This window comes from Nitrosomonas sp. ANs5, assembly GCF_050584665.1.
In the GTDB taxonomy this organism is placed as follows: Bacteria; Pseudomonadota; Gammaproteobacteria; order Burkholderiales; family Nitrosomonadaceae; genus Nitrosomonas.
Genome location: NZ_JBEUDO010000035.1, coordinates 1 through 17,457 on the forward strand (window position 1 = coordinate 1; position 17,457 = coordinate 17,457).

Sequence of the window (17,457 nt, forward strand, 5' to 3'; positions counted from 1 at the left end):
CGATCGTAGCGAGGGCGAGGCTGGTTGAGTTGGATTTTTCGATCATTTGAGGCGAATAGTCGTTCTATTTAACGAAATAGGATCGTAAAATCCGGCCAATCAGGCTCGTCCGCAGTAGATCAGTCTATTCTCGGACAGCCTCCTAGCCAAGGCATGCAGATCTATTTGCGAGAACTCAGCCAATCCGAGAAGATTTGGCAAAGCGCGTCGGGTTGCTCGGTTGGAATCCAGTGCCGGGCCATGAGCTCATGAATGACGACATTGGGCAACTGGCTGAGCGCCAGGCATGTGCGCAAGGGATCACCAAACAATCCACTCGTTGATATGAACGCCAGGCATGGCACCTTGACTGCTTCGAAGGATGGCAACGCCTGCAGCGTTGCACGCAAGGCCTGCAGATAGGCAGCGCTATGGGTATAGCGTAAATCGTGAAGAGGCGCTGCATAGCGCCGCCGCAAAGGATGATCCGTACCTTCCAATTGCATCGCTGCCCGCGTGCTGCGATCGAGCTCGAACAAATCGAGCCGTGGCAGCACGCGCCGGTAAATTCCGATCCGATTACCCAATCGGATCAATGCGGCGACACCCGACAGCAACCCGCCACAACTACTCAATACTCGCATAAAACCCTGCAAAGCCTGTGGCAACATGGGTTCGACCAGCACCAGGCCCAGGCAGCCTGCAGAAGTGCGGGCGACATAGCGCAATGCCAAGTTGGCACCCAGACAATGGCCACCGATCACGTAACGCGCGATCGATGGATCGTCAAGCATTTGCTCCAGGTCCTCCAGCCACTGCCGGTTACCCACCCTGCCACGCCAGTCTGAGCGCCCATGACCACGTAGATCGGGCACCAGGATACGCCAGCCAGCCGGCAGAACCAGCTGATTGCACAACTCCTGCCAGCGGCTGCCGTTACTAGCAAGACCATGGCACAAAACCAAGGCCGTGCCCCCGGACTGATCACCATAGCAACGGTAGAACATGCCCGACGCTGTCCAGTGTTCACTACACACGCGCAAATTGAGCTCCTCGAACGATTGCATCGAGTTTTTGGCGGGGCGGACTGTGGCGTGTGGTGCTCAAGGCACAACTCGCTGCATAGCTGTTCCATTTGAAGATATTGCAACGCCGCCCAACAGCCTGAAAATCGGGCAAATCAGCGCCCGGTAGCCGCCCACCCGCCAGAATGACGCCTGACTGCACCCCAAATAATGCTCTTCAACGCCTTTCACACTCAATCTTTGGGCGCGGTCTGAATAAACGACTGCCGCTGCACCAGTTTATTAGCCAGCCCGGCAAGATTTGGAAACAATTCACGCCAACTATTATGCGGGAAACGAAAAGACAAGTAATCGAGCGCACATCCCAGTGTGATATCTGCCAAGGTGATAGACGTACCCTCACACCAAGGCTTTTCTCCCAGATCATGCGCGGCAACTTGCAATCCCAATTCGATTTTCTTTTGCTGACGCTCGATCCATTCCGGACTTTGCTGTGCTGCCGGCCGCTTCCGTTCCAGGAAAATGGCAGCACACGCATCCGAAATACCGTCAGCCAGCACTTCCCAGCGCTTGACCCGCCATCGCGCCCATCCGGGTGCAGGAATCAGCGTAGGCGCGTTTATGCCATCGAGATACTCGGCCAGCAAGCGCGAATCAAACAAGACTTGCCCGTCATCCGTAATCAGGGCAGGCACCTTGCCGAGCGGGTTCACTTTCGCAACCTGATTATTGGGACCAAAAGGCGGGTCAATCGTAAACTGGTACGGGATATTCTTCTCCGCAAGAAGGATCCGCACCTTGCGCACATAGGGGCTAGTCAGTGATCCAATAAGTTCCATGCCTCTATCCTTTCTCAATTCAAAAATTGATTATACGACTGTGCGTCATCCGTTAGTAGATCGGCCTGTGTTAGAATGCGCGCTCTTGTTTCAATCTCAATTCTGGAACTCACGTCACACGCTCATGAGCACTTCATCGCTTTATGCACTTTCTCCACTGGATGGCCGATATCAACAAAAAGTAGCGGCTTTGCGGCCCCACTTCAGCGAATATGCCTTGATTCATAATCGGCTTCGGATAGAAATCGAGTGGTTCAAGGCGCTGAGTAATGAGCCGGCATTCGCTGAAATTCCAGCCTTTTCCGCAGACACCACCGCACAGTTGAACCGACTGTTTGAAAACTTCTCGATCGACGATGCCCAGGCGGTCAAATCGATCGAAGCGCAAACCAACCACGATGTCAAAGCAGTAGAATATTGGCTGAAGCAAAACTTGGCCAAGAATCCGGAAATAGCCGCAGTCACCGAATTCATTCACTTCGCCTGCACCTCAGAAGACATCAACAACCTCGCACATGGCTTGATGCTCAAAAATAGCAGAGATCAAGTCATGTTGCCCATGCTCGATGACCTCATCCGGCAACTCTCACTCATGGCCCAAGCGCTGGCCGATGTGCCCATGCTGGCACGCACCCACGGACAACCCGCCACACCCACCACCATGGGCAAGGAGCTGGCCAACTTTGCATACCGGCTGCAGCAAGGACGCGAACGGCTCACCTCGACAGTCATTTCCGGAAAAATCAATGGCGCAGTCGGCAATTACAACGCACATATGGTCACCTATCCGGCTATCGACTGGGAAACGTTCGCCCGGGCTTTCGTCGAAAAACTGGGGCTGACCTTCAACCCGTACACTACTCAAATCGAGCCGCATGATGCAATAGCCGAATTATTCGATGCCTACGCCCGCATCAATGCCATCCTGCTTGATCTCAATCGTGATATCTGGGGTTATGTTTCACTCGGCTATTTCCGGCAAAAAACCAAGGCCGGTGAAGTCGGCTCATCTACCATGCCACATAAAGTCAACCCGATCGATTTCGAAAACTCGGAAGGCAACCTCGGGATTGCCAACGCCTTGCTCAGACACCTCAGTGATAAATTACCCATTTCACGCTGGCAACGCGATCTGACCGATTCCACCGTCTTGCGCAACATGGGTGTCGCACTTGGGCATACGCTGCTGGCCTACGATTCCTGCCGCAAAGGTCTTGGCAAGCTCGAAATCGAGCAGACGCGCCTGGCGGATGATTTACAGCAGGCATGGGAGGTATTGGCCGAGCCCATTCAAACCGTGATGCGTCGCTATGGCATCGCCAATCCCTATGAACAACTCAAAGAACTGACCAGGGGAAAAACAGGCATCAACCGTGCAACCTTACAACAATTCATTGACAAGCTGGATATTCCTGAAGCCGAAAAAAAACGCTTGCTGCAATTAACGCCACAAGACTATACCGGCCTCGCCACCCGGCTCGCAAATCGTATTGGGCATTGAACGCCTACCGCCAGATTGGGTTGATGCAGACAGGCATCACAAGCGGCCTGGAAATGGCCGTTTCAGGTTCGTCTTTTCAATGTCAGCAGCCACTCAGGATAATTCATCGCCGGTTTGATGGTGCGCAAGCGCACCCTACCCACGAGGGTAGCTGCCGCTAATTCAGTACGGGGTGTATTTCATGCACCACACGGAAATTAAAAACCCGCTGGAAGCATAATAAATTATGACGCATAAATCTGCCCTCCGTCATACCCTGACAGCCGGATATTGCAAAGCGATGTAACGTCGTGCCGTGCCTTGTGAGTTGCGCAATTCGGCCCGCAGCAGCCACCAACCTGGTGCGCCTGAAATTTATCACTGATCCTTTTGATCACCATCTGCCGGCTATGAATCACAGCGGCCAACTGAATGCCATACAATCATTTTTACAATGCGGGGTTGAAATCAGATTTTTGGCCCCAACATGAGCCGTACAGCACAGGAGGAAACTATGCAGGAACCACATAATCAAAAACCAGATAACGAAGAACAAGAATTACTTGCGGCAGAAAGCACGCCGCCAGCACATGATCAGAGCGAGACTGTCGCGGAACATACCGGGCAGGCAGAAATCGATCAAGCTCCCGCGCCAACGCCCGAACAGCTTCTGAAAGAAGCGGAAATCCGGGCGGCGGAACACCATGACGCCTGGCTGCGCGCCAAGGCAGAAACCGAAAATATTCGCAGGCGCGCGCAAACCGATATTGCCAATGCGCACAAATACGCGATCGAAAACTTTTCGACCGAACTATTGGCCGTCATGGACAGCCTGGAAGCAGCTCTGGCCGCAGAAAATGCCACAGCCGAGAACCTGAGAGACGGCGTTGAACTCACGCGCAAACAGCTCGCTGCCGTATTCGAGAAATTCAACATCCATGCCATCAACCCGCAAGGAGAAAAATTCGACCCGCACCAGCATCAGGCGATGTGCATGACGGAATCCGACGCTGCGCCCAACACCGTGACCCAAGTCATGCAAAAAGGTTACGCACTCCATGACCGCATTATCCGTCCAGCCATGGTCGCTGTCTCAAAAGCAAAAGAAGCTTGATATTTCTTGGAAAGCCTCCAATTCGAACAATCAGAATACATTCAAATTTGATATTTAAAGGATTTTACTATGGGAAAAATAATTGGCATCGACCTGGGAACCACCAATTCATGCGTGGCCGTCATGGAAAACAACAAGCCCAAGGTGATCGAGAATGCCGAGGGTACCCGCACCACGCCCTCGATCGTCGCTTACACGGAAGATAATGAAATTCTGGTCGGCGCTTCGGCCAAGCGTCAAGCTGTGACCAATCCGGAAAATACCCTGTTTGCTATCAAACGGCTGATCGGCCGCCGTTTTGATGAAGATATGGTGCAAAAAGACATCAGCATGGTGCCCTACAAAATTGTACGTGCCGACAATAATGATGCCTGGGTGGAAGTGCGCGGCAGAAAAATTGCCCCGCCGGAAATCTCCGCCCAAGTGTTGGTGAAAATGAAAAAAACCGCCGAAGACTATCTCGGTGAGCCCGTCACGGAAGCAGTCATCACGGTTCCGGCCTATTTCAACGACTCTCAGCGGCAAGCCACCAAAGACGCAGGCCGCATAGCGGGTCTGGAAGTCAAACGCATCATCAACGAGCCGACCGCTGCAGCCCTGGCTTTCGGCCTGGACAAAAAAGAAGGCGATCGTAAAATCGCGGTCTATGATCTGGGCGGCGGCACATTCGATATTTCGATCATCGAAATCGCCGAAATTGAAGGCGAACATCAGTTCGAGGTGTTGGCCACCAATGGCGACACTTTCCTGGGCGGCGAGGACTTCGATTCACGCGTGATTGAATACCTGGTGGAAGAATTCAAGAAAGAAAGCGGCATTGACTTGCGGAAAGACATGCTGGCCCTGCAACGGCTCAAGGATGCAGCGGAAAAAGCCAAAATCGAACTCTCCTCCAGCCAGCAGACCGAGGTCAATCTGCCCTACATCACTGCCGATGCATCGGGCCCCAAACATTTGGCGATCAAGATCACCCGCGCCAAACTGGAAAGCCTGGTTGAAGCATTGATCGAGCGCACCATCGAGCCCTGCCGGACTGCGATCAAGGATGCAGGCCTGTCTGTCTCCGAAATCGATGATGTCATCCTGGTCGGTGGTCAATCACGCATGCCCAAGGTCCAGGAAAAGGTCAAGGAAATCTTCGGGAAAGACCCGCGCAAGGATGTCAATCCCGACGAGGCAGTGGCCATCGGTGCGTCCATCCAGGGGGGTGTACTCCAGGGCGATGTCAAAGACGTGCTATTGCTGGACGTGACCCCGCTCTCGCTGGGGATTGAAACGCTGGGCGGCGTCATGACCAAACTGATCCAGAAAAATACCACCATCCCGACCAAGGCACAGCAAGTATTCTCCACCGCGGACGACAACCAGAACGCCGTGACCATACATGTGCTGCAAGGCGAACGGGAAATGGCATCCGGTAACAAAAGCCTGGGGCAATTCAATCTGACGGACATTCCATCCGCGCCACGGGGCATGCCACAAATCGAGGTCACGTTCGACATCGACGCCAATGGCATCTTGCATGTATCCGCCAAGGACAAAGCAACTGGCAAGGAAAACAAGATCAAAATCCAGGCCAGCTCAGGTCTGTCCGAAGAAGAAATTCAGACAATGGTAAAAGATGCGGAAGCGCATGCCGAGGATGACAAAAAAGCACTGGAGCTGGTCAACAGCCGCAATCAGTGTGATGCCATGATCCATTCAGTCAAAAAATCGTTGCATGAATATGGCGACAAACTGGAAGGCGACGAGAAATCCAAAATCGAGTCAGCCTTGAAAGATGCCGAGGATGCACTCAAATCCAATGACAAGGACCTGATCGACGCCAAAACCCAGGCACTGACCGAAGCCTCGCAGAAGCTGGCAGAGAAAATTTATACTCAGGAACAAACGCAAGCCGGTCAAGCGGGCGCCGGCGCCGGCGCAACATCCGATCAAGCAAAAGAAAAACCGGCCGAAGGAGAAGTGGTCGATGCCGAGTTCGAAGAAGTCAAAGACAAGAAATAACGACTTGGGGTATCACGTGTACCCCACGTGACCCAAAAAGACCAAAATGCGCAGAGATCGGCAGGGAAACGGCATGCTCCCGCTGATCTCTGCGTTTTGCATCCTTCATTTCAAAGCCAGGCTGGTTCATCAGTCTGGATTCAATAACCTGGACATCGACCCAGATGCCCAAATGACCTCTCGCTAGCAGGAACTTTTATGAGTCAACGTGATTATTATGAGGTACTCGGAGTCGGCCGGGATGCCGATGAAAATGAGCTGAAGAAAGCATACCGAAAACTAGCCATGAAGTATCATCCGGACCGAAACGCCGGCAACGATCAGGCCGAAGAACGATTCAAGGAAATCAAGGAGGCCTATGAGGTGCTTTCGGATGCCAGCAAACGTGCTGCCTACGACCAATTTGGGCATGCCGGTCTGAACGCTGGCGCAAGCGGCATGGGTGCGCAAGGATTCAGTGACGCCTTCAGCGATATCTTCAGCGATCTATTTGGCATGCGTGGCGGTGGCGGTGGCCGCACCAATCTGCATCGCGGTGCCGATCTGCGCTACAACCTCGAAATCACGCTGGAGCAAGCCGCACGCGGGACTGAAGCCAAAATCCGCATCCCCAGGATGGATGTCTGCGACACTTGCCACGGTAGCGGCGCCAAGCCCGGCACATCACCCAAAACCTGCCCAACCTGCAATGGACAGGGCCAAGTCCGTATGCAGCAAGGCTTCTTCTCGATTCAGCAAACCTGCCCGCAATGTCATGGCAGCGGCAAAATCATCACCGACCCCTGCCTCGACTGCCATGGATCGGGCCGGGTCAAGCGTCACAAAACCATGTCGGTCAGAATTCCAGCCGGTGTGGACGAAGGGGACAGCATCCGCCTCTCAGGAGAGGGCGAAGCAGGTGCCAGTGGTGGTCAACCCGGTGATTTATATGTCGTGATCCATCTTGCCAGTCACCCGGTCTTTCAGCGGGAAGGCAACCATTTGCATTGCGAAATTCCCATCAGCTTTGCGGCCGCCGCACTGGGTGGAGAAATCGAAGTCCCCACGCTGGAGGGTCATGCACGTATCAAAGTGCCCGCCGGCACCCAGACCGGTAAAATTTTCCGCTTGCGCGGCAAGGGTATTACTGGCGTACGCAACCACGTCACCGGCGACCTACTATGCCATGTCGTCATCGAAACGCCAGTCAACCTGACTGCACGCCAGAAAGAATTACTGGAAGAATTCGAGACCATCAGCCTGAAAGACGGCTCCCGTCACAGTCCGAAGGCGAAATCCTGGATGGATAAGGCGCGCGAATTCTTCACTGAATGATTTTTCTCATCTGACAACCAGCCAGAGAGTTGCCAGGCCTTGCTGGGGGTAACCACGAATGGACACGAATGCACGCGAATTCTGAAAATCGCTCTGGCTGCATTGCACTCGCAACCAGGCAGACTGGCTATCGGGTATTCACCCTGCCGCATGACAAAACGCAAACAAAGCGCGCACGACTACTGAACGATTGGTGTGCATTCGTGTCCATTCGTGGTTAGCTATAGCAGCTTGGTCGGACTGCAGCGGCAATCGCGCTGCTGCCACCCACTCTTACCCGGCTGCCGTCGGCGGAGCAGCAGCGGTCTTTTGCTCGTCCTGGGTATGCAAATGCACATCCAGCTGCGGAAATGCGATCGTGATTCCTGCTTCGGAAAAACGCCGGTTGATCAATATATGCAACTCGTGCGTCAGCTTCAATCTGTCCGATAATTGTTCGGCAAATACCCGCAATTCAAAATTCAGTGAACTGGCGCCAAACTCAAGAAATAAAGCAGCAGGCTCCGGGTCACGCAGCACCAGTGGATGATCGTTCGCAATCTCAAGCAACAGCGCGCGCGCATTATCGCAATCGGAACCATAGGCAATGCCTACAGGAATCACCACGCGCGTCACCTGATCACTCAATGACCAGTTGGTCAACTGCTCGGTGATGAATATCTTGTTCGGCACCACGATCTCCTTGCGGTCGAAATCGATCAACGTCGTCGCGCGTATGTGAATCTTGCTGACGGTGCCACTGATATTATTGAGCGTGACAATGTCGCCAATTCGAATTGGGCGCTCGAACAGCAAAATCAACCCGGATACAAAATTGGCAAAAATTTCCTGCAGGCCGAACCCCAGGCCAACCCCGAGCGCGGCGACTAGCCATTGGATGTTCGACCATTCCATACCCAGTTTCTGGAACGTGACAAAAACCCCGATGATCACGATTGCATAACGGAGCAAGGTGGTCACAGCATAGCCAGTGCCAGTGCTGAGCGATAAATGGCGCAGCACCAGCAATTCGAGCGTACCAGGCAGATTCTGGGCCGCGATCATCGACAGAGTCAGCACAATCAGCGCAATCAGCAAGGTCTGAAGTGTAATCGGCTGCATAATGGCCTCGCCTTCCAGCTCGGCCGCAACATGCCAGATGGTAATTCTCTCCAAGAAATTGAGCGCTGGCAGCATATCGACCCAGATGACCCAGAGACCGACAATCAACAACCCCCAGATGCTGATTTTCAACAAGGTGGCAGACTGCTTGCTGATGCTTTTGATGTCGATGTAATTCTCGTCCACCAGTTGTTCGGTTTCCCCCTTGCCCGAAGCAGCACGTTGCGCCAGCATTTCCTCCCGTTTCTCGACTGCCCGTTCGTAGGCAATCTGGCGCTGCATGATCAGCAAGCTCCGGAAACCAATATAAAATATAAGGCTGCAGAAGACCGTCCAGGCAATCGACTCGAATACCAGCTGGTACTGATATATCGCCGCGAAATAATAGCCAACACTCGCCATGACGATCATATAACCTTGCAACAGAAAGAGAAGTGTCATCCAGAATCTCGGATTCAGAATCAGACTAAAAGTCTCCCCTTCATACAGCTTTCTGCCCGAACGGGTCATTGCCATCCAGCCCCATGCCCAGCCTGCCAGCAGTAGACAAAACAGGATGAAGACAAGCCGGCCGATGCTATTACGCACGAGATCGTCATCCAACGCATCCGTAAAAGCGAAAATGCCGCTCAGAACCACCAGCAAGGGGGCATAACGCCGCACATCCCGATACATCTTGCCAACCAGGCGCTCGGAACACCTGAACTGTCCGATCAACAACCCCTCGGGATGGAACAGCAGAAACAGAAACATCCAGGAAAAAACCGCGACCCCCATCACACGGAAACTGACCGCCATGGCATGGCTGATTTCAGTGTCCAGGCTATGCCGCAAAATCAGGGCTGTCAGCAGAAAAGGCAAGGCAACAAACGTCGCCATCATCAGCTCGGTCACAAACATGCCGATGGGATAGAGCAGCTTATCCTGGTTGACCTTGCCACGCAGACTGTTACAAGTACGTTCCCAGCTCAGGTAGCTCGGCCAATAAATATACATGGCGATACCGAACAACAAAATGAAAACCGCGAATACTGCCGCGACATCACGCCAAACCGTAGCGGCCACCTTCTCCAATGCAGCCCATGTCCTGGATGAAATCAGCCAATCGAGCGCATCCCGTGTATCCTGCACGATTTCCATGGAAAGCGGTCTGGCGCTCCGAGTCACCAGCAGGTTCTCCTTCAACAGCAACTTATGCTGGCCGATCCGGTCGATCAATTGATTCTGGACAGCAAGCTGCAGCTGCTGCTCCTTGATATAGTTATGCAGCACTTCGATAAATTGTGCGATGATCTGATCGCGGGATTGTTTCAGTTCATTGAATGTATCGACCACCTGCTGATAATCAGGCGCATCCTTGCTGATCACCCCATCATTCCCCATCATCGCTCGGAAATAGGCCTTTTCATTCATCATTTGCAGTTTTTCCTGCTCGAGCTGGAATAATTCCAGCCGGGCCCGGTTCAATTCCCGCTCGGTCTGCGTCAAGTCCGGCTTGGTCATGATCTCCTTGAACTGCCTTCTGATTTCCGTACCCAGCGCAATATCCTCTCCTTTCAGTTCCAGCCTTTGCTGCAGTGCCGCATGACTTTGCGTAATCAGCGCCAGGCGATTCTCATTGCGTGTTTTGCGGGTTTTCAGCTGGGTCGACAATTGCGCGTAATGACTCAATTTTCTGGCAAATGTTTGATTGTCCTCTGCAAAACTTGCCAGCGCCGGATATTCCCAATCCTTCTCGCCCAGTAATTGCTGGCTCTTTTCAACCACTTGCTCGGTTTCTGCCCGCCTTCTCCAGCTGATTTCCTCCGCCATGAGCTCAACTTCCCGCTCCAGCAAACGAATCCTGGGTGTCAGCAACAGCCGTTCCTGCAAAGCAGCGTTCTCGATCGCATGCGGCAACGCCAGCGCTTCCAGCTCGAGCATCCGGGTCTTATCGGTCAACGACTGCAGATGCGCATCACGATAACGCTCGAGTGCTTCCTGTATCTTCTTGTCCGTCTCTTTCTTAGTCTCGGCAGATTTCTCCGTCAACGCACTGCGCAGCTGGTTGGTCGCCGCCAGCTCCTCGCGAATGGTCACCGCCCGCTGCCGCAAGCGGGCCAAATCGGAGGCCGATTTTTGTTGTTGATTCTGCAATTCGGACAAACTTGCCTGCGTGGCCACATGCCGTTGCTCCAGCTCGCTCAATGACAGCTTGGCCAGGCTCTCGACATCGATCGGCGCGGTATCAGGTGGAATTTTCCGCTTCTTCAGATCGTCCAGCAGCTTGGGATAGCTTTCCAGTTGTGCCGTGTAAGCAGCGGTTTTTTCCAGATATTCCTGGTGATCCAGCAATACCTGCTGGTGATCGGTATAAATTTCCCGCAAGCGCTTTTTTTGCGGCGTCTCTTCACCATTGCCAAGCGCCTCCAGTTTTGCCTGGATAGCCTGCAGCTGTTCGCTGAACTTGCTGGCAACCCCCATGCCAGAACCAGCCAGAACCAGAATGATGAAAAGTGTAATCTGTAGAAATGTGCGCATGAACTAACCTGGATTCCTCATATGAATGGGTGGGCGTGTGCGGTTTTCAGGGTGCAGGGCAAAGCGCGCCAAGGCATTGCAGCGCTCTCCACACTCTTTGAAAACCGTGCAATCCAGCCCGTAGCGTTATCACCCATTCTTTTTTATCACATTATGTTGGCAATGCATCTGTGTAGATTACCGATTGTTATGCTGGCGCTTGACAGCAAAACCCCGGCCGCGGTTCGTCACGATAGTGTAACGATGCCGGACTATTATAACGATCGGCAACGCTCGGGCATGCCAGTTTGCACGGATGGCTAGCGGACAGTGGCGGCAGGATGCCGCCCACTGGAACGATATCACGACCGATTCCGAATCAACCGGGTCGCCATTTTTGTCAAAGAAATCAAGGTGTGACATATTGTCGCGCGACAATATGTCACATTCCAAAATAATTTTTTTCTCTCTACAATGCATTTCAAGTCGCAGGCATTGACAGCCTCGATGATCTTTCTCAAGGAGATGGCTATATGATTCCCAAACTGAAAGCAAACATGTCTCAGGCGCATCTACCCGGGAACTCCGGTAACGACCCAGTCCATGACAGCAAAGCGGCTGGTACGGCACAACAAATCAATGCCCGTGACGGGGCGGTCCTGGCCAGACAGATGTCCCTGCCGGATGCAGAATGGCGCCGCAGCAAGTCAGCCAGATTTCAGCTCAACTAGCGCGATGTACCATCTCCGGGCTTGATAGCGCATTCACTCACAGACAGGAGAGCGAAAAATTCATGAAAACACCCAACAGAATAGAACCGCTGATCGAGGAAGGACTGGTCGACTCAGTCATTTGCCAACTCATGAGTGGCAAGGAAGCGATGCTATATGTCGTGCAATGCGGAGAAGAATACCGGTGCGCCAAAGTATATAAGGAAAAACAAAAGCGCAATTTCCGCCACAATGCCAACTATACCGAAGGCCGCATGTTCGGCAATCGCCGCCGCACGCGCGCCCTGCAAAGAAGAAGCAGCACCAGCCGGATGACCCCGGAAAATGCCTGGCACAGTGTCGAAGTGGACGCCCTGAGCCGGCTGGCCATGGCTGGCGTCCAGACCCCCCGATTTCACAATTTTTTCGAAGGCGTGCTCCTGATGGAGCTGATCACGAACAGCGACGGCAACGTGGCCCCGAGAATGAACCAACTGAATTTGACCGCCGATCAAGCCAGACGCTATCACAGCTTCCTGATCGAGCAGGTGGTACGCATGCTTTGCAGCGGCATCATACACGGCGACCTGTCCGAATACAACGTGCTGCTGGGCGAACGGGGACCCGTCATCATTGATTTCCCGCAGGCCGTGCACGCGGCCAGCAACAGCAACGCGCAGATGATACTCAAACGAGACATCCACAATATCACGACCTTCTTCAGCCGCTTCGCCCCCGAACTCGCATACACCGACTATGCAACCGAAATCTGGTCACTCTACCAAAGCGGCAGACTGCATTTGGACGTCAACCTGACTGGATATGTCGCGCACAGACCCAAACCGGTCAACCTAGACAGTGTGTTGCAAGCAATCGGGCACGCCGCCAGAAAGGAATCTGCTTGGCAACGCTATAAACGCGAACGCTGGACCAGTCCGCGCGCGCTATACTGCTGAAAACCCATCCGCATCATTCTCCCTTCAACAAAAACCCTCTCTCCACCCCCACCAGGCAATAACGTAATTGCCTGATGCGTGAATCTACCCTGCCAGCGCACAAGGGTAGATTCACGCACCCTCAGCTATTCAAGCAGGTCCAATCACAACCGCTGCAACGGGGGTTCATCGAACCAGCGATACAAGGTAGGCAAGACAACCAGCGTCAGCAAGGTCGAAGTAATCAAACCGCCGATCACCACGATCGCCAGTGGCCGCTGCACCTCGGAACCCGGTCCGGTGGCAAACAGAAATGGCACCAGCCCCAGCATTGCCACAGTAGCCGTCATCAGCACCGGCCGGAAGCGTTGCTCGCAGCCGCGCACCACAGCATCCTTGACACTGACGCCGTCATCACGCAGCTTCCGGATATAGGAGATCAGCACCACGCCATTCAAAACCGCAATGCCCCATAACGCGATGAAGCCAACCGAGGCCGGAACCGACAGATATTCACCGGTCAGGAACAATCCGATCACACCGCCAATCGAGGCAAACGGCAGCACCAGAATGATCAATCCGGCCAACTTGATGGAATTGAACAGCAAAAACAGCAGAAAGAAAATCGCAGCAATGGTGAGCGGCACGATGACCGCAAGCGTGTCCATGGCACGCTCCATGTTTTCAAATTGCCCGCCCCACTCGAAGAAATAACCGCTGGGCAACTCCACTTCCCGGGCGATTCGCGCCTGGATGTCCGCCACAAACCCACCCAGATCACGGCCCTCGACATTCGCGCCGACTACCACACGGCGCTTGGCGTTTTCGCGGGAGACCTGGGCAGGGCCATCGACGATCTGGATATCGGCCACCGTATACAAAGGCACCATGACCCCGTCGGGCGCACGCAGCAACAGGTTGCGTATCGTCTCCACGCTGTTGCGGAATGCTTCCGGAAAACGCAGCAGGATCGCAAACCGCCGCTCGCCTTCAAACAAGCGGGTAACCTCGCGGCCGCCAATAGCCGTTTCGATCAACTCATGCACATCGGCTACATTGATGCCATTGCGCGCGATCGCGTTGCGGTCGACATCAATCGTCAGGGATTGTTGCCCTGAAAGACGTTCGATACGAATATCGCGCGCACCGGGGATATCGCGCAGGATCCGCGCGATCTGTTCTGACAGTTCGCGCAGTGTGTCCAGATCATCCCCAAAAATCTTGACCGCGATCTGTGACCGCACCCCGGTCACCATTTCGTCAACCCGTTCGGCAATCGGTTGCGACAAAACGATATTGACACCGGGCAACACTTCCAGCAGCGCCCGGATTTCGTCGTCGATTTCATCCTGGGTTCGTCCTGAGTCAAGATCGAGCGTCACGATCGGATCGGATTCATTCTGACCGGCCGGATCGGCTGGCGATTCGCCGCGCCCCAGTTTGGAAACGACACTTTTCACACCCGCCACGCGTGAAACAGCCTTCATCGCATCCATCTCCATCGCAACCGCTTCGGCCAGCGAAATCGACGCGACCCGATTGATCTGGGGCGTCAGCGCACCTTCCTTCAAGGTTGGAATGAACGATTTTCCCAGGAAGGGAAAAAGGGAAACAGACAGGATCAACAGCCCGAGCGACAGCAGAATGGTCACTTTCCTGTTCTGCAGCGCGCCATGCAGCAGATAACGATAGGCAGCTCTCAACCTGGCAATGATACGGGTATCATGATCCGCTCCGCCTTTCAGGATATAGGCACAAAGCACCGGCGAAAGCGTCAGGGAAACGATCAGCGAAATCGCCAGGGCAATGGCAATCGTAAACGCCAGCGGACTGAACAGCTTGCCCTCCATCCCCTGCAAGGTCATCAAGGGCAGGAATACCAGTATGATGATGCAAATACCAAAAATCACCGGTATCCCTACTTCCACCACCGCATCAAGTATCGTCTGCAGACGCGATGCCGCTGTATTGGCCGCATGTCCCAGGCGATGAAATACATTCTCCACCACCACAACCGTGGAATCGACCATCAGCCCGATGGCAATCGCAAGCCCGCCCAGCGACATCAGATTGGCGGAAATGCCTTGAAGGTTCATGACCATGAAAGTCAGAAATGGCGTAATCACCAGCGTCGCCACCACGATCAGGCTGGAACGGACATCGCCAAGAAAAACAAACAGGATAACGATGACCAGGAAAATCCCTTCCATCAGCACCTTGCTGACCGTCCACAAGGCCGCGTCGACCAAATCGGTACGATCATAATAAGGCACGATCTTCAGTCCATCCGGCAACAGGTTGCGCGCGTTGATGTCGGCCACCTTGGCTTTCACCCTCTCCACGATCTCCTTGGCATTCCCCCCCCTGATCATCAGTACAATGCCGGAAGCCGATTCCGTATACCCACCCTTGATCACCGCGCCGGCCCGGACTTCCGTGCCGAGTTTCACTTCGGCCACATCGCGCACGAAGATCGGGACACCATTTTCTTCAGCCAGCACGATATTGCCGATATCCTGCAATGTACCAATCAGGCCCACGCCCCGCACCAGAAACTGTTCAGCATTTACGGGCAGGATCCCGCCACTGGCATTGGCGTTGTTGTTGGCAATCGCCTGCTCGACCTGTCCCAGGGTCAGGTTGTAGTGACGCAATTTATCCGGATTGGCCAGCACCTGGTATTGCTTGACATAGCCGCCCTGAGAATTGATTTCCGCCACCCCCGGAATCGATCGCAGCATCGGCCGAACGACCCAGTCCTGCACGATACGGCGCTCGGTCAGCTCCTCGACAGTCAGGGCGCGTTCCCCGTCATCGGGATGATCGATCGTATATTGATAGACCTCTCCCAAACCGGTTGAAACCGGCCCGAGCACGGGTGTGATGCCGGTCGGCATTCGGGTAGCCGCCTCCAGCAATCGCTCCATCACCATCTGGCGGGCGAAATAGACATCGGTATCGTCGGTAAATACCAGCGTGATGATCGACAGGCCGCTTTTGTTCAGAGAACGCATTTCTTCCAGGCCTGGCAAGCCGGTCATCGCAATTTCCAGTGGAACCGTTACCAGCCGCTCGATTTCCTCCGGACTGCGCCCTGTCGCTTCCGTGGCGATTTGTACCTGGACATTGGTCACATCGGGGAAAGCATCGATTGAAAGACGCTGCGATTCACGCAACCCGAATCCCATCAAAATCAACGCCACCACCACCACAACCAGGCGTTGTCTCAACATTGCACGCACCAGCGCAGTCAACATGGCCTACTCCAGATCGGTGCGCTTGCGCTCGTTGTTCAAATGAAAAGCCCCCTCCACCACGATCGTCTGATCCGTGGCCAGTCCCGCATATACGGGCCGCAGCTGGTTGACCGCTTCTCCGAGTTCGACCGGCACCAAAGTGAAATGCTTCTCGTCCCAGACCACGAACACATGATCACGATTATCCTCGCGCACGACAGCCCCAACCGGAATCACCAGCTGCGCATGCGCATGTTCGGTAATATGCACGGTGGCCAGCATATCGGGCTTCAGCTTCCGCTGCGGATTGTCCACTTCGGTGCGCACTGTCACGGTTCGGGTCAGCGGATTGACGATATCAGCCACAAAAATAATGGTTCCGTCCAGGCTGATATTCCCGAGCGCCGGCACGCGAATTTCCACTTGCTGTCCCTGCATGACAAAATCGGCGGTATATTCGGGCACATCTCCCACTACCCAGACAACCGATAGATCCGCCAGGGTGAACAACTGATCGGATGGCTGCACAACCTGCCCCAGTGCCACATTACGCTCAATGATCGTGCCGCTGCGCGGCGCCTTGATCGTGACCGAGGGCAGAATCTGTCCCCGCTTGACCAGATCATTCATGGCCCCGTTATCCACGCCAAGCAGGCGTAACTGATCCTTGGCCGCACTCAATTCGGCGCGCGCCACTTGCGATTCCGATTCGCGCCGCTGCAGCTCGGCTGCGCTGATCACATCTCCGGCAAACAATTGCTTGGCACGAGCCGCAGCACGCTCAGCCAGCATGGCCAGGGAATGCGCGCGCAAATAAGCCAACTGGGCCTGCGTCAGCTCCGGGCTGGCGATTCGCGCCAGCTCTGTTCCCGCTTCGACGCTGTCGCCAAGCTGCACATAGACATCGACGATTCGGCCGGTGAAACTCGCACCCACCCGCACCAACCGCTGCTCATGCACCTTGATCTGCCCCGGCACATGCAGTTTCTCGGCAATATCGGTCACAAATGGATGTCCGGTTTCGATCCACTGGCGCATCTCGGGCCGGATGACAATGGTATTCGGGTCATCCTCTTCATCTGCCCCAATTTGCGAGGTACCGCCGGTGAGAGCCGGCTGAGGTTGCGCCGAGCTGTTTTCCCGCTGGCAACCCAACAGCAACCCACACAGAACCAGAACAAAAAATAGATACTGCCATTGCGTATTCATTCAGGAAAA

The 17,457-nt window shown here is 54.2% G+C and carries 12 protein-coding genes; 6 read left to right on the forward strand and 6 right to left on the reverse strand.

The annotated features are described in order from the left end of the window. Positions 1–161: 161 nt before the first annotated feature. Positions 162–1,016 carry an alpha/beta fold hydrolase gene (locus ABTW62_RS09340; protein WP_430904334.1) on the reverse strand — a complete coding sequence of 285 codons (855 nt, stop codon included), beginning with the start codon at positions 1,014–1,016 and terminating at the stop codon, positions 162–164. 221 nt (positions 1,017–1,237) lie between these two features. Further along, positions 1,238–1,843, reverse strand: a complete 606-nt coding sequence (locus tag ABTW62_RS09345) for a glutathione S-transferase (protein ID WP_430904313.1) — start codon at positions 1,841–1,843, stop codon at positions 1,238–1,240. A gap of 124 nt (positions 1,844–1,967) precedes the next feature. On the opposite strand from ABTW62_RS09345, the gene purB reads away from it, so the two are divergent. The 4 genes from purB to dnaJ all read left to right on the forward strand — a co-directional run bounded on the left by purB (position 1,968) and on the right by dnaJ (position 7,758). Beyond that, positions 1,968–3,344 (forward strand): adenylosuccinate lyase, encoded by a 1,377-nt coding sequence (gene purB, locus ABTW62_RS09350; RefSeq protein WP_430904314.1) that lies wholly within the window; start codon positions 1,968–1,970, stop codon positions 3,342–3,344. Between the two features lie 493 nt (positions 3,345–3,837). Continuing rightward, entirely contained in the window at positions 3,838–4,437 is a 600-nt protein-coding gene (gene grpE / locus ABTW62_RS09355) for a nucleotide exchange factor GrpE (protein WP_430904315.1), read from the forward strand. A gap of 69 nt (positions 4,438–4,506) precedes the next feature. Beyond that, positions 4,507–6,444, forward strand: coding sequence for a molecular chaperone DnaK (gene dnaK, locus ABTW62_RS09360; protein WP_430904316.1), 1,938 nt, complete (start codon positions 4,507–4,509; stop codon positions 6,442–6,444). A gap of 198 nt (positions 6,445–6,642) precedes the next feature. Continuing rightward, the gene (gene dnaJ / locus ABTW62_RS09365; protein WP_430904317.1) at positions 6,643–7,758 is read left to right on the forward strand and encodes a molecular chaperone DnaJ; all 1,116 of its coding nucleotides are present in this window, start codon (positions 6,643–6,645) and stop codon (positions 7,756–7,758) included. A 273-nt stretch (positions 7,759–8,031) separates the two neighbouring features. On the opposite strand, the gene ABTW62_RS09370 is transcribed toward dnaJ, so the two are convergent. Both ABTW62_RS09370 and ABTW62_RS09375 read right to left on the reverse strand, forming a co-directional pair. Then, positions 8,032–11,379, reverse strand: coding sequence for a mechanosensitive ion channel domain-containing protein (locus ABTW62_RS09370; protein WP_430904318.1), 3,348 nt, complete (start codon positions 11,377–11,379; stop codon positions 8,032–8,034). Positions 11,380–11,556: 177 nt separating this feature from the next. Further along, on the reverse strand, positions 11,557–11,781 hold the full coding sequence (locus ABTW62_RS09375) for a hypothetical protein (protein ID WP_430904319.1): 225 nt from the start codon (positions 11,779–11,781) through the stop codon (positions 11,557–11,559). Positions 11,782–11,891: 110 nt separating this feature from the next. Between ABTW62_RS09375 and ABTW62_RS09380 the strand changes: the two genes are divergently transcribed. Further along, positions 11,892–12,089 carry a hypothetical protein gene (locus ABTW62_RS09380; RefSeq protein ID WP_430904320.1) on the forward strand — a complete coding sequence of 66 codons (198 nt, stop codon included), beginning with the start codon at positions 11,892–11,894 and terminating at the stop codon, positions 12,087–12,089. Between the two features lie 62 nt (positions 12,090–12,151). Further along, positions 12,152–13,024 (forward strand): PA4780 family RIO1-like protein kinase, encoded by an 873-nt coding sequence (locus tag ABTW62_RS09385; RefSeq protein WP_430904321.1) that lies wholly within the window; start codon positions 12,152–12,154, stop codon positions 13,022–13,024. Between the two features lie 143 nt (positions 13,025–13,167). On the opposite strand, the gene ABTW62_RS09390 is transcribed toward ABTW62_RS09385, so the two are convergent. Then, positions 13,168–16,260, reverse strand: coding sequence for an efflux RND transporter permease subunit (locus ABTW62_RS09390; protein WP_430904323.1), 3,093 nt, complete (start codon positions 16,258–16,260; stop codon positions 13,168–13,170). Positions 16,261–16,263: 3 nt separating this feature from the next. After that, positions 16,264–17,448 carry an efflux RND transporter periplasmic adaptor subunit gene (locus tag ABTW62_RS09395; protein ID WP_430904324.1) on the reverse strand — a complete coding sequence of 395 codons (1,185 nt, stop codon included), beginning with the start codon at positions 17,446–17,448 and terminating at the stop codon, positions 16,264–16,266. Between the last annotated feature and the right edge of the window lie 9 nt (positions 17,449–17,457).

Bases quoted from the DNA above. Each gene is read 5' to 3' on its own strand.
- ABTW62_RS09345 (WP_430904313.1), bottom strand. From the start codon at position 1,843: ATGGAACTTATTGGATCACTGACTAGCCCCTATGTGCGCAAGGTGCGG.
- purB (WP_430904314.1), top strand. From the start codon at position 1,968: ATGAGCACTTCATCGCTTTATGCACTTTCTCCACTGGATGGCCGATAT.
- grpE (WP_430904315.1), top strand. From the start codon at position 3,838: ATGCAGGAACCACATAATCAAAAACCAGATAACGAAGAACAAGAATTA.
- dnaK (WP_430904316.1), top strand. From the start codon at position 4,507: ATGGGAAAAATAATTGGCATCGACCTGGGAACCACCAATTCATGCGTG.
- dnaJ (WP_430904317.1), top strand. From the start codon at position 6,643: ATGAGTCAACGTGATTATTATGAGGTACTCGGAGTCGGCCGGGATGCC.
- ABTW62_RS09370 (WP_430904318.1), bottom strand. From the start codon at position 11,379: ATGCGCACATTTCTACAGATTACACTTTTCATCATTCTGGTTCTGGCT.
- ABTW62_RS09375 (WP_430904319.1), bottom strand. From the start codon at position 11,781: ATGTCACACCTTGATTTCTTTGACAAAAATGGCGACCCGGTTGATTCG.
- ABTW62_RS09380 (WP_430904320.1), top strand. From the start codon at position 11,892: ATGATTCCCAAACTGAAAGCAAACATGTCTCAGGCGCATCTACCCGGG.
- ABTW62_RS09385 (WP_430904321.1), top strand. From the start codon at position 12,152: ATGAAAACACCCAACAGAATAGAACCGCTGATCGAGGAAGGACTGGTC.
- ABTW62_RS09390 (WP_430904323.1), bottom strand. From the start codon at position 16,260: ATGTTGACTGCGCTGGTGCGTGCAATGTTGAGACAACGCCTGGTTGTG.
- ABTW62_RS09395 (WP_430904324.1), bottom strand. From the start codon at position 17,448: ATGAATACGCAATGGCAGTATCTATTTTTTGTTCTGGTTCTGTGTGGG.